The sequence below is a fragment of the Mesorhizobium sp. WSM4311 genome (genome assembly GCF_002295115.1).
In the GTDB taxonomy this organism is placed as follows: Bacteria; Pseudomonadota; Alphaproteobacteria; order Rhizobiales; family Rhizobiaceae; genus Mesorhizobium.
Window position 1 is genome coordinate 629,377 of record NZ_NSFV01000003.1, and the last position, 12,026, is coordinate 641,402.

Below are 12,026 nucleotides of genomic sequence, written 5' to 3' on the forward strand. Positions count from 1 at the left end.
CTCTTTCTGCCTGCGTACTCAAATCAGAAGCGAATGTAGGGGGTCAACAGGCCAGATTCGACTGGCCAGCTGAAAGTGCTGAATTTTTTAACTTTCGTGAAAATGATTGTAGACCAGTTTGGCGACCTGTTCGGAAATACCGTCGACTTTCCTCAGATCCTCGATCGCGGCACGGCTGACCGCCTTGGCGGTGCCGAATGCAAGCAGCAGCGCGCGCTTGCGGCCGGGGCCGATGCCGGCGATCTCGTCGAGCGGGCTTTTGACCATCTCCTTCTTGCGCCGCGCCCGGTGCGAGCCGATGGCAAAGCGATGGACCTCGTCGCGCAGCCGCTGGACGAAATAGAGCACGGGGTCGCGCACCGGCAGTGAAAAGGAATCCCTGCCCTTGACGAAAAAACGCTCGCGGCCGGCATCGCGGTCCTGGCCCTTGGCGATGCCGATGGCCACGACGCGGTCCTCGATGCCGAGATCGGCGAGAATCTTGCGCACCGCCGTCATCTGGCCCTGGCCACCGTCGATCAGGATGACGTCGGGCCAGGCCGGGAAGCTGCCGGAGATGTCGTCTTCGACATCATCGCCCGCTTGCGCCGAGGCCGTGTCGTCGGGCGCGACATCGCCATGTTCCTTGAGCAGCCGCGAGAAGCGCCGCTCCATCACCTCGCGCATCATGCCGAAATCGTCGCCCGGGGTGATCTCGGTCGAGCGGATGTTGAATTTCCGGTACTGGTTTTTCACAAACCCTTCCGGTCCCGCGACAACCATGGCGCCGACGGCATTGGTGCCCATGATGTGCGAGTTGTCGTACACCTCGATGCGCACCGGCGGCTTGGCCAGGCCGAAGGTCTCGGCGAAACCGGCAAGCAGCCGTCCTTGCGTCGAGGTTTCGGCCAGCCTGCGGCCCAACGCCTCCCGCGCATTCTGCAAGGCATTGTCGGTCAGGTCCTTCTTCTCGCCGCGCTGCGGCACAGAGATCGCAACCTTGCGGCCGGCGCGGGTCGAGAGCGCCTCGGCCAGCAATTCCTGGTCCTCGATGCCGTGCGACAGAAGGATGGCGCGCGGCGTCGGCTTGTCGTCGTAGAACTGCGCCAGGAACGAGCCCAATACTTCCGATCCTTCCAGGGCAGGATCGGCTTTCGGGAAATAGGCGCGGTTGCCCCAGTTCTGGCCGGTGCGGAAGAAGAAGACCTGGATGCAGACCTGCCCGCCTTCCTGATGGATGGCGAAGACATCCGCATCGTCGACGGTCGCCGGGTTGATGCCCTGATGGCTCTGCACATGCGACAGGGCGGCCAGCCGGTCGCGATAGATGGCGGCACGTTCGAAATCGAGGTCTTCAGATGCCTGCTGCATGGCGGCCGAAATCTCGGTCTTCACCTTCTGGCTGCGGCCGGACAAGAAATCCTTCGCCTCGGCGACCAGTTCGGCATAGCCCTCATGCGAGATTTCGCCGGTGCAAGGGCCGGCGCAGCGCTTGATCTGATAGAGCAGGCACGGCCGGGTGCGGTTCTCGTAGAACGAGTTGGTGCAGCTGCGCAGCAGGAAGGCGCGCTGCAGCGAATTGATGGTGCGGCCGACGGCGCCGGCCGAAGCAAACGGGCCGAAATAGTCGCCTTTTCGCGAGCGCGCGCCACGATGCTTGTAGATGCCGGGCGAGACATGGTCGCCGGTCAAAAGGATATAGGGAAACGACTTGTCGTCGCGCATCAGCACGTTGAATCGCGGCCGCAAGCGCTTGATAAGATTGGCTTCGAGCAGCAGCGCCTCGATCTCGGTGCGGGTGACGACGAATTCCATCGTCGACGTCTCGCGCACCATGCGGCCGATGCGGTTGGTGTGGAACCGGCCTTGCGCGTAGTTGGTGACGCGCTTCTTCAGGCTGCGTGCCTTGCCGACATAGAGCACGTCGCCCGCGGCGTTCATCATGCGGTAGACGCCGGGCGCGTTGGGCAGCCGCTTGACCAAGGTCTGGATCACCTCGGCGCCGACCATGCCTTCGGCATCGCCGGCATGCGGCGTCCAGTCGATGGCGGTGAAGGCGACATCCGGGCCTGTCGGTTCGACGATCTCCTCGAGCGCCTCGTCCTCGAGGTCGATTTCGGGAGGCAGGTCATCGGCGCCGCCACGCGCCTTGTTTTTGTGATCCAAAGGACTCATTCCGTCATGCCTGTCACATCGGGCGTCTGCCATGCAAGATGCTGGCCGCCGTCGAGCGCGATCATCTGGCCGGTGACCGAGCGCGCATCCCAGAGATAGCGGATGGTGGCGCCGAATTCCGGCAATTCCGGGCCGCGCTTCAGGATCAGGCCAGCGAGCTGTGCGTCAAAATCGGTATCGTCCTGGCGGACATTCTTCAGTGTCGGGCCAGGCCCGATCGCGTTGACGCGAATGCGCGGGCCGAGCGCTTGCGCCAGCATCTGCGTCTGGGTCCACAAAGCCGACTTCGACAACGCGTAGGAGAAGTAGCGTGGCGTCGGCCGCCAGACGCGCTGATCGATGATGTTGACGATCAGCCCCTCGCGCCCTTCAGGCAAGGCGCGAGCGAAATTCTGCGCCAACAGCGCCGGCGTTTTCACGTGGATGGCAAAGTGGCGGTCCCAGGCCTGCCAATCGATATCCTCAACGGAATCGCCGACGAAAAGCGACGCATTGTTGACCAGCAGCGAGATTGGACCCAGCGCGGCCTGCGCCTGGCCGACGAGGCCGCTGACGGCGGTCATGTCGGTCAGATCCGCCCCAACCACGGTGGCGCGGCCGCCAGACCGATTGATCCCCGCGGCCAAGGCATCCGCCTCGTCGTGCGAGCGATTGGCGTGGATGGCGACGGCAAAGCCATGGCCGGCGAGGTCTTCGACAATTGCCTTGCCGACCCGTTTCGCCCCGCCGGTCACCAGGGCCGCGGCAATGGCTTTGCTCATCTGCTGTCAATCCTCAATTTCGGCCCGAAAACACGGCGCCGACGAAATATGGCTCGGCATGCGTTAAACGGCATTCGCACTTGGGGCTGCATTGTGGCGAAACGCTCGGTTCGGCATGCCGACTCGTCTTGGAGTCGGGAGCGCCGGAACGCAATATAGGACGCTGGACTCCTTGCACCAAGCGGTGTGCAGCGCAGCATGAAATGGCTGCTGACATTTCGCTGTTGCGAAGATGCAACGTCAAGGTTCCGCCTCATTCGCGCCGGGTAATGACCCAAGTTCAGGTTCGCTTCAGCCTCATTTTGACACGACATTTGGAACCGACGAACGCCAGATCCGTTTCACCCCCCGGACGGGTTGATGGCGATCGTGAGAAACAAGCCTGTGTCCTGTGGCTTAAGGAGTAAAGAACAATGCAAGCCAATCTCAAATTCGCACGGCCGCTGGCCGTTGCGCTCGGGCTCTTCGCCCTCGGTGGTACTGCCTATGCCGCAGACGTCGTCCAGGAAGAGCCCCCGGCACCCGCACCGGTCGCCGAACTGCCTGTCGCATCCTGGGCCGGCCCCTATGTCGGTCTTAACGTTGGCTACGGCTTCAGCGGCCGTACCAAGGAGAAGGATTTCGACGTTTCGACCGACACCAAGGGTTTCGTCGGCAGCGTCTTCGGCGGCTATCAGTGGCAGCAGGAGAACTTCGTGTACGGCGGTGAAGCCGAACTCGGCTACAACGGCGTCAAGGGTGACGACAACGGCATCAACTCAAAGGGCGGCTTCGAAGGATCGCTGCGTGCCCGTCTTGGCTACGCCGTGACCCCGGAAATCCTGCTCTATGGCACTGGCGGTCTCGCCGGCAGAAGCCTGAAGGTGGAAGACTCGGTCATTCCTGCCAGCGACACCGCCACCATGATCGGCTGGACCGCCGGCGTCGGCACCGACATCAAGCTGACCGACAACGTCTTCGGCCGTGTCGAGTACCGCTACACCGACTTCGGCAGCAAGAGCTTCGATGGTATCGGCAAGGTCAAGGCCACCGACAACCGCGTCACCTTCGGCCTCGGTATGAAGTTCTAAGTCGTTCAAGCCACGACACGAAAAAGCCGGGCCTCGTGCCCGGCTTTTTTATTGTCGGCCGCTCAGGCCGGAACCGCCGACTTCAGCTCCGGAAATTTTTCGTCGAAACGTGCTGCCCAGCGAGTCAGCCGGCCACGGCCTTTTTCCCACCTGCCGGCGAAACGCAGCGCGAGATAGCCGAGGCAAGCGCGCAACGCCATCTGACCGGCCGTGATCTTCTTCGGTAGTTTCGGCGGGTTGGCATTGAGCAGATCGAGCGCGGCGGCGATCTTCGCCCACTGCCGGTCGAGCCAAGGCTGATAGACCATCTCTTCGGGCCGGGTGCGGCGTTCATAGACCATCGACAGCGCGCAATCGCAGATGCCGTCGGCCAGTGCCTCCAGCACTTCCGCCTCCAGCCGCTTGTCGGGATTGCGCGGAAACAACGCGTTCTTCGAAATCCGGTTGAGGTGCTGGGTGATGGCGCGGCTGTCGTGAATGGAACGACCATCGTCGAGCACCAGCACCGGGATCTTGCCAAGTGGATTGGCGCCGATCAGTTCGGCCGGCTTGTCCTCGGTCTTGACCGGCACCAGATCGATCGCGATCCCGGTATAGGCCGCGGCCATCCTTACCTTGGAACTGTAAGGAGAGGCGGACGCGTAGAGCAGCTTCGGCATGATCGGTTTCCTGTTTGCAGGCGTCCAGTGTTGACTGGACAGGCGCTTGCGATCAACCGCCAGAGCGCGAGAAAACAGCGGCCAGAAACCGGTGGCGGTTTCCGCTCCAGACATCCCGGACAAGCCTACGGACTGGTACGCTGGAAACACGAGCGACGACGGCAGGTTGACGGGATTCAACCTGCATTCGCATCTCACGAACCCGAGGCATCGCACCCGGGCCTTCGCCGACCGCGGCAAGGAGACGATCCAAGGAGCGAGCGAGGCAGCCAACCGGCGCCTCGCTTTGCTTGCCCCTCGGTCCCATCCCGATGTTCAGCCTCAAGGCTGAACCCGCTGCCGAACAGCTTCGATCCAGAGCGTCAGAGCGTCCTTGCGAACCCCGAAGGGATACGCGACGCCCCAACGATCCATCTACTTCTTGGCCGGAGCCTTCGCCTTCGCCTTCGCCTTCGCAGGCGCTGCCTTGGCCTTCGGCGCGGCGGCTTTCTTTACCGCGGGCTTGGTCGCGGCCGCTGCTGCTTTCATGGCCGGCTTTGCCGCTGCCTTCGCGGCAGGCTTTGCCGCAGCCTTGGCGGGCGCTGCTTTCTTGGCCGCGGGCTTGGCCACGGGCTTCGCTGCTGCCTTGGCCGCCGGCTTCTTCGCCGGTGCTGCCTTCGCTGCGGGCTTTGCCGCTGCCTTGGCGGGCGCCGCCTTCTTCACTGCCGGCTTTGCCGCAGCCTTGGCCGCCACCGGCTTCTTGGCCGGTGCTGCCTTTGCCGCAGGCTTGGCCGCCGCCTTCGCAGGCGCTGCTTTCTTCACTGCTGTTGCGGCCTTCGCCGCGACTGCTTTTGCGGGTGCTTTCTTTGCCGGTGCCTTGGATGCCGGCGCTTTAGATGACTGCTTAGCCATGTCATGCCCCTTCACGTTATGCCGTTGGCCGTGAATGACCCCGGCGCGCAATGCATATCTGACTCGCGGCTCGCTAGCCAGCGAAGCAATGGTATGATTTTCTCAGCTTAAATTTTGGTTGAGATCGACACGCGATCGCACTCATCATCGCAAAAATCCGCTGCTGATCTTCTTATATCGCAAGCAATTTCACACCGGCATTCTCGATGCGAAGCCGCCATGAAGCCGCGAAGATTAGCGAGCGGCTTCACGCATGATCTTCGTCCGCGAATATCACGACCTGCCACCTCATCGAAGCAATCATCTTCTACGAGTGAGCGATCCATGCGGATCACGAGCGCGACGCGACGACCAATCTGAAGATCACCTTGTCAAGCGCAGTTCCATCGCCAGCGGCTGATTGACAGATAACTCTGCAAGGCAGAGTATTCTGCGTAAATTCAGGAGCTGGCGATTTGATTTCGGTCACACAAAGGCAACAGACAGGACCGTTGCCCGCAATCGCCGGGCCATGTTGCGACGGTCCAGGGCCTTGCCGCAGTAGAGCCTATCGGTGAGCGCCGACGACATCATCCATCAGAGCATACGGCTCAGGATCATGGCCATCCTGAACACGTTGGAAAAGCGCGAGGCGCTGGAGTTTACCCAGTTGAAGGCCATGATCGAAACGACCGACGGAAATCTCGGAGCGCACATCGATACGCTGGCCAGAGCGGGCTATGTCGATGTCGAAAAGCTTTTCGTCGGGCGACGGCCGCAGACCCGGGTCAAGGCAACGACAATTGGGCGGCGGGCCTTTCGCGGCCACATTGCTTTTCTTCGCAAGATCATCGATCAGGCCGAAGTGACGCAACGCAGGAAATAGGCGCTGCGACCGAGCGACTTCTAACACTTTGCGTTGACGCAATTCCCTAGGGAAAGCGCCATGCGGTTTTCCCGGGAGGCCGTTTCACACTTTTCCTGGAATTGCTTTTAGCGCGTGGTGATCACGGCAACGCCGGCGCCGATCATGACGCCGCCTGCCGCGCGGTTGACCCGGCGCACTATGCTGGGCGTGCGCAGCAGACTGCGGGCACGGCCGGCGAGGAGAACATGCCCGCCGATCACCACAATCTCGACAGCCAGGATCACCGCGACCAGAATGCCAAGATGCGCTGGTGTGAGCGAAGCCCCGACCACGTTGGGCAACAGCGCCACGTAGAACAGCGGCATTTTCGGATTGCCGAGATTGAGCGCGACACCCGTGGCGAAGATCGTCAGCAGCCCGCGCCGCCGTGAGACGGGCTGCAGTTCCGGCACGACGGGCACGGCCGTCCACAGCTTGATGCCCATCCAGATCAGATAGGCCGCTCCGCCGTAGCGAAGCACCGTCATGACGATTGCCATCTTGGCGGCAATGATCGACAGGCCGAGGGCTGCGAGCACCAGGAAGATAAGGATGCCGACCACCGTGCCGGCGCCATAGGCGATGCCCGACGCGGCGCCGCTGGAGATCGTGCGGGCGACGATGGTCATGTTGTCGGGGCCAGGGCTGGCGGCGAACACGAAGAAGGCTGCCGCGAAGGCAAGGATGGTGGCAAGGTCCATGAAGGTTTCCCGAAAGTGACGTGTTGCTCTCGGGTGTCCAGGTTAGCCGATTTGCCTGCCGTCGATAGCCCGAAAGTTCAGATTGTCGTCACGATTGATAACCGAGGCAGATGGCGCCGAGCGCCACGATGGCGCAGGCGCCGACCCGGCGGGGCGTCAGCGTCTCGCCAAGAAACAGCCGGCCGATGAAGGCCGCGAAGACGACGCTGGTCTCGCGGATCGCGGTGATCGGGCCGGCCGGCCCGAGCGCGAAGGCCGCCACCACGACGCCATAGGCGAGAAGCGCGAACAGGCCGCCGCCCAGTGCCTTCCAGGTTTCCGGCGCCCGCGGGTCGACAGCAAGCCGGCCGCGGCAAGCAACGAAGGTCGCCGGCAGCAATGCACCATAGGCCAGCAGCACCCAGGCCGTGTAGGCGCCGACATTGCCCGCCACACGAACGCCGATCGCATCGACCGTCGCATAGGCGGCGATGATTGCTCCCGTTGCCAGCGCGTAGAGGATCGATGTCGTGGCGGCTCTTCCGCGCCCGAGTGACAGACCCATGATGCCGCCGCCGACAAGGGCAACGCCGACGGTCTCCAGAACGGTGAGTTGCTGGCCGGCGAGCAGGAAGCCACCAAGGGTGACGAGCAGAGGCACGCTGCCGCGAACAATCGGATAGACCTGTCCCAATTCGCCATATCTGTAGGCGGCCACCAGGAAGACGCTGTAGCCGACCTGCAGGCAGGCCGAGAGGGCGACATAGAGCCAGGCCGATGTAGCTGGAAAACCGTTTAAGATGGCCAGCGGAACGGCCAGCGCCGTGCTGGAGAAGCTCATGACGGTGACGGTCCACAACCTGTCGGCTCCGGTTCGCAGGAAGGCGTTCCAGCTTGCGTGCAGGATCGCTGCGAAGAGCGCGAGCCCGATGACCAGCGGGCTCATTGTGGTCTGCGCGAGGCGGCGACGATGTCCAGGGCCGTCTTGCGCGCTTCACGCAATGCGGTATCCGCCTGCCCCATCTGCGCCATCAGGGTGGCACCTTCGATCAGTATCAACAGCGTCGCCGCCACGTTCTCGGCCCGCCCGCGCGGCATCACCTCCGACAGGATCGATCGCATGCGCTGCCGAAGGCCATTCTTCTGCCTGGCGACAGCCTCGAACACCGGATGCCCGGGATCGCCGAACTCGGCCAGCGCATGCGCGAACAGACAGCCGTGGAAATCCGGGCTGCGGAACCAGCGTCCATGCCAGTCGAAAATCGCTGCGATTTTCTGCTCCGGCGTGATGCTCTTTTGGGCAAGCTGGTCGAGCTGATCGTCAAAACGCCTGGCGCGATAGTCGAGCACCGCGACGATCAGCTCGTCCTTGCTTGGGAAATGCCGGTACATCGTCATCTTGGCCACGTCGGCCTCGGCGATGATCCGGTCGATGCCGGTGGCATGGAAGCCGGCGCGTTTGAACAGCGCATAGGCGGTTTCGATGACATGCTGGCGTTTGTCGGAGGGCGTTGGCGGCGCCATGGTGCTTTCCTGATGATGAGACAGGTCTGTCTCATCTCTATGCAATGGATCGCGTCTTCTGTCAACACGACAAAACGCCTGCGGCTGATCGAGCCGCAGGCGTCAAAGCTATCGCGAAGGGAGGCTGCGTCTAGCGCAGGACGCGGCAGCGGCCGTTATAGACCATCCAGCGGTCGAAGCCCGAGACACAGAATTCGACATTGTCGCCGATCGAGGCAAAGCCCTGGCCTTCCTCGATCAGGTACCAGATGGTCCGGTCGCGCCCGTCGGAGAGACTGACGGTGGCGCCGCAATAGCGGCGGCCGATCGGCCAGGTATCATTGGCCGGCAGATAGCGATGCTGGTGGATGCGCCGGAAATCGGTGATCTGCACATCCGGCAGGTGCGGCACGTGATGCACCTGGTAGGAGAAGCGGCTGGTGATCTTGCTCAGCACCCAGGGCTGGCCGCAGATGCCGCCATCGTCGTCGGAATAGACGGCAAGGTCGGCCGCCTGCGCCGCCTGGGTGATACCGAGAGGCGCGGCAAACGGGGTGCAGAGCGAAATCAGAGCGGCAAGTGCGGATTTGGCGAAGCGAGTCATGGCAGCCTCTCAAGGTCGATTGCGCGCACTGTGCGGATTCGCTCGGCGGCGGTCAAGCGGTTGCCGAAACAATGGTTTCCAGAACAAGACTAGACGGTTGCCGCAAGCAGCAATCCGCCAATCACGGCGAAATTGACCAGAAAGGCGGATCGCGACGTCTGCCGTTCCAGGCCCTCACAGGCCCAGAACCGCAGCAGGAACATGTTCGCCGCCAGCGTAAACACGACCAGCGCGCCGGCGGCGAAAGGCACCGCGATGCCCATGGCAAGCAAGAAGCCGGCGACGATCTCCAACGCCGAACCCGCGGCGAGCAGGAAGGCAGGGGCCGGAAATTGCCGGGCGGCCAGATACTCGGCCATTGCCCTGAACTTCACGAAATGTTCGACGCCGGCCCATACGAACACGCCGCCGATCAGAAGCGCGCCCAGCGCCTGAACCGTTTGAGCGAACATGCCAACCTCCTGCCAGATGCCTGCCGGGGTTCAGTCCTCGGGAAGAAAGGCAGGGTTGAAGACGACTTCCCAGAGATGGTCATCCGGATCCTGGAAATAGCCGGCATAGCCACCCCAGAATGTGTCCTGGGCGGGCTTGACGGGGCGCGCGCCGGCGCTGATGGCCTGCGCCATCACGGCATCGACCTCGGCCTTGCTCGGGACATTGTGACCGATGGTGAATTCGGTCGGGCTGCGGCCGGTTTGGGCGACGCCGGCGTCATAGGCGATGTTGGAGCGCTCGAAGATCGCGAACTTCAAGCCGTTCTGCAAATCGAAGAAGGCGACGGCGCCGTGCTCGAACTCCTTGCCGATGATGCCTTCGGTCGGAAACCCCAGTCCGTTTCGGTAGAATTCGAGCGACGCCTCCAGATTATCGACACCAAGCGTGATGACACTGATGCGAGCTTTCATTTTGGTTTCTCCTTTCTTTATTCTGGACTTGCACGGTATCGGTGACCTAGGCGCCGAAGTGGTTGCGAATGGCACCGAAAGGCTTGGTATGGTTTGCCATGGCGGGAGCGGCCCGCATTGAAGATTTCGGCCAAAATGGCTGAGACCGTGGACCAGAACGACGAGCCGACGAGAAGACCAGGCCGGGCTGGCTGACGAAGGCTGAAGGGATGGAAGCGGTACTGGCCCAGACCACCGGCTCTTTCCAGGAACGCCCCGCAGACAGGCGGCTGGGTGCCGCTTTCGCGTCCGTCTGGGTCCACCGCATGCGGGACCGTGACGCTCCACCGGTCGTGATAACGCCGGATGCGACGATCGACCTGCAGTTGATCGACGGCAGATTCCGGATCGCGGGACCCGACCGGGAGCCGCAGATCGAGATACTGCCGTCAGGGGCGACGATTGTCGGCTTCAGATTCCGGCCGGGGGCGGCCGCCGGTTGGCTGGGCGTGCCGGCCAACCAGATCGTCGGAGAACGCCTCGACCTCACTGACCTCTGGGGGGCGCGGGCGCGCCATCTGGCAGGCGGTGTCCGCGCCATGCCCGATCTCGCCGGCATGGTGGGACAATTGGAGAAGGCGATCGGCGCATACACGCAAGACCACCGTGCGCCCGATGCGGCCATGGGTTTTGCCTTTGACGTTGTCGACCAGGGACTGCCGGCCGACAGGCCGCTGGTGCCGTTCCTGCTGCACACCTTGCATATGAGCGAGCGGACGCTGCGTCGCCGTTTCGAGGAAAGTTTCGGCTATGGCCCCAAGACGCTCGACCGCATCCTGCGCTTTCATCGCTACCGGCGCCTGAGGCAAATGTCCGGCGACGCTTCAACCGCGGTGCTGGCGGTCGAAGCCGGCTACTCGGATCAGGCTCATCTGATACGCGAGAGCCGGCGATTGTCCGGCGTCACGCCATCGACGCACGCGGACGCCTCCTCGAAAACATAGCAGCGCCGCCCGACGAGGTCGAAAGCCAAGGCAGCCTACTCTCCAGCCAGCCATTCCAGCGACCAGTGCGCCGGCTTTTCCACGGCAAGCAATTTGTGCAGGGCCGGCAGCACGGTTCGCAATTCGCCTTCCAGCGTAAAGGGCGGGTTGACCACCACCATGCCGCTGCCATCGAGGCTGGGTTCCAAAGAGGCCGGCCTGATCTCGAATTCTATGTCGAGGATTTTCGGGATGCCGGATTGCTTCAGTGCCTTCCTGAAGGCAATCACCGCCTTGCGGTCCTTGATCGGATACCACAGCGCATAGATGCCGCCAGGCCAGCGCCTGTGTGCCCTTATGAGCCCATCCACGAGGCGGCCGAACTCGCCCTCCTCCTCGAAGGGCGGATCGATAAGCACAAGGCCGCGCTTCTCCTTCGGCGGCAGATGCGCTCCGAGCGCCAGCCAGCCATCAAGTTCCATCACCCGCACCTGGAAGTCGCCGGCGAATTCCGCCTTCAGCCTGGCGGCGTCCTTCGGGTGCAGTTCGATCGCCGACAACCGGTCCTGCTTGCGCAGGAGATGGCGTGCGAGCAGCGGCGAGCCCGGATAGTTCTTCACGCTGTCCCCGGGATTGAGCGACTGCACCGCGTCCAGATAGGGCGCCAGCAGCGCGCCCGCCCTGGTATCGAACGAGGCATCCATCAGCCTGCCGATGCCGCCCAGCCACTCGCCGGTCTTCTGTGCCTCGACCGAGGATAGATCGTAACGGCCAATGCCGGCATGGGTGTCGACGACGCGAAATGCCTTGTCCTTCTGCTTGAGATAGTCAAGCAGAAGCGTCAGCACGACGTGCTTGACGACATCGGCGAAATTTCCGGCGTGGTAGGCGTGGCGGTAGTTCATGATCTGTTGCCGTTACGCATGTCGTTACCCCAAAACCGCTGCACAC

14 protein-coding genes are annotated in these 12,026 nt (G+C 62.8%); 3 read left to right on the top strand and 11 right to left on the bottom strand.

The genetic code is table 11. The annotated features are described in order from the left end of the window. Nucleotides 1-87: 87 nt before the first annotated feature. Both uvrC and CK226_RS10570 read right to left on the bottom strand, forming a co-directional pair. Nucleotides 88-2,154: an excinuclease ABC subunit UvrC gene (gene uvrC, locus CK226_RS10565; RefSeq protein ID WP_095791804.1), complete on the bottom strand. Its 2,067-nt coding sequence runs from the start codon at nt 2,152-2,154 to the stop codon at nt 88-90. Continuing rightward, complete coding sequence (locus CK226_RS10570) at nt 2,151-2,915, bottom strand: SDR family oxidoreductase (protein ID WP_095791805.1); 765 nt, start codon at nt 2,913-2,915, stop codon at nt 2,151-2,153. The genes uvrC and CK226_RS10570 overlap by 4 nt, the downstream gene beginning before the upstream one ends. 413 nt (nt 2,916-3,328) lie before the next feature. Between CK226_RS10570 and CK226_RS10575 the strand changes: the two genes are divergently transcribed. Further along, entirely contained in the window at nt 3,329-3,985 is a 657-nt protein-coding gene (locus CK226_RS10575; RefSeq protein WP_095770654.1) for an outer membrane protein, read from the top strand. A gap of 62 nt (nt 3,986-4,047) precedes the next feature. Here the strand turns inward: CK226_RS10575 and CK226_RS10580 are convergent, their stop codons facing one another. Beyond that, entirely contained in the window at nt 4,048-4,644 is a 597-nt protein-coding gene (locus tag CK226_RS10580) for a glutathione S-transferase (RefSeq protein ID WP_095791865.1), read from the bottom strand. Between the two features lie 414 nt (nt 4,645-5,058). Then, nucleotides 5,059-5,445, bottom strand: coding sequence for a hypothetical protein (locus CK226_RS10585; protein ID WP_179301015.1), 387 nt, complete (start codon nt 5,443-5,445; stop codon nt 5,059-5,061). 643 nt (nt 5,446-6,088) lie between these two features. Between CK226_RS10585 and CK226_RS10590 the strand changes: the two genes are divergently transcribed. Then, on the top strand, nt 6,089-6,400 hold the full coding sequence (locus CK226_RS10590) for a transcriptional regulator (protein ID WP_095770656.1): 312 nt from the start codon (nt 6,089-6,091) through the stop codon (nt 6,398-6,400). Between the two features lie 107 nt (nt 6,401-6,507). On the opposite strand, the gene CK226_RS10595 is transcribed toward CK226_RS10590, so the two are convergent. The 6 genes from CK226_RS10595 to CK226_RS10620 all read right to left on the bottom strand — a co-directional run bounded on the left by CK226_RS10595 (nt 6,508) and on the right by CK226_RS10620 (nt 10,113). Continuing rightward, on the bottom strand, nt 6,508-7,122 hold the full coding sequence (locus tag CK226_RS10595) for a LysE family translocator (protein WP_095770657.1): 615 nt from the start codon (nt 7,120-7,122) through the stop codon (nt 6,508-6,510). Nucleotides 7,123-7,210: 88 nt separating this feature from the next. Beyond that, complete coding sequence (locus CK226_RS10600; RefSeq protein WP_095791807.1) at nt 7,211-8,047, bottom strand: DMT family transporter; 837 nt, start codon at nt 8,045-8,047, stop codon at nt 7,211-7,213. Beyond that, on the bottom strand, nt 8,044-8,625 hold the full coding sequence (locus CK226_RS10605; protein WP_095791808.1) for a TetR/AcrR family transcriptional regulator: 582 nt from the start codon (nt 8,623-8,625) through the stop codon (nt 8,044-8,046). The genes CK226_RS10600 and CK226_RS10605 overlap by 4 nt, the downstream gene beginning before the upstream one ends. A gap of 130 nt (nt 8,626-8,755) precedes the next feature. Further along, nucleotides 8,756-9,208, bottom strand: a complete 453-nt coding sequence (locus tag CK226_RS10610) for a hypothetical protein (RefSeq protein ID WP_095791809.1) — start codon at nt 9,206-9,208, stop codon at nt 8,756-8,758. Nucleotides 9,209-9,297: 89 nt separating this feature from the next. Then, complete coding sequence (locus tag CK226_RS10615) at nt 9,298-9,660, bottom strand: DoxX family protein (RefSeq protein ID WP_095791810.1); 363 nt, start codon at nt 9,658-9,660, stop codon at nt 9,298-9,300. A gap of 30 nt (nt 9,661-9,690) precedes the next feature. After that, complete coding sequence (locus CK226_RS10620) at nt 9,691-10,113, bottom strand: VOC family protein (RefSeq protein ID WP_095791811.1); 423 nt, start codon at nt 10,111-10,113, stop codon at nt 9,691-9,693. Between the two features lie 209 nt (nt 10,114-10,322). Here CK226_RS10620 and CK226_RS10625 point away from each other — a divergent pair, with 209 nt between their 5' ends. Further along, complete coding sequence (locus CK226_RS10625; protein WP_095791812.1) at nt 10,323-11,096, top strand: AraC family transcriptional regulator; 774 nt, start codon at nt 10,323-10,325, stop codon at nt 11,094-11,096. 35 nt (nt 11,097-11,131) lie between these two features. On the opposite strand, the gene CK226_RS10630 is transcribed toward CK226_RS10625, so the two are convergent. After that, nucleotides 11,132-11,980, bottom strand: coding sequence for a 23S rRNA (adenine(2030)-N(6))-methyltransferase RlmJ (locus tag CK226_RS10630; protein WP_095791813.1), 849 nt, complete (start codon nt 11,978-11,980; stop codon nt 11,132-11,134). Nucleotides 11,981-12,026: the final 46 nt, after the last annotated feature.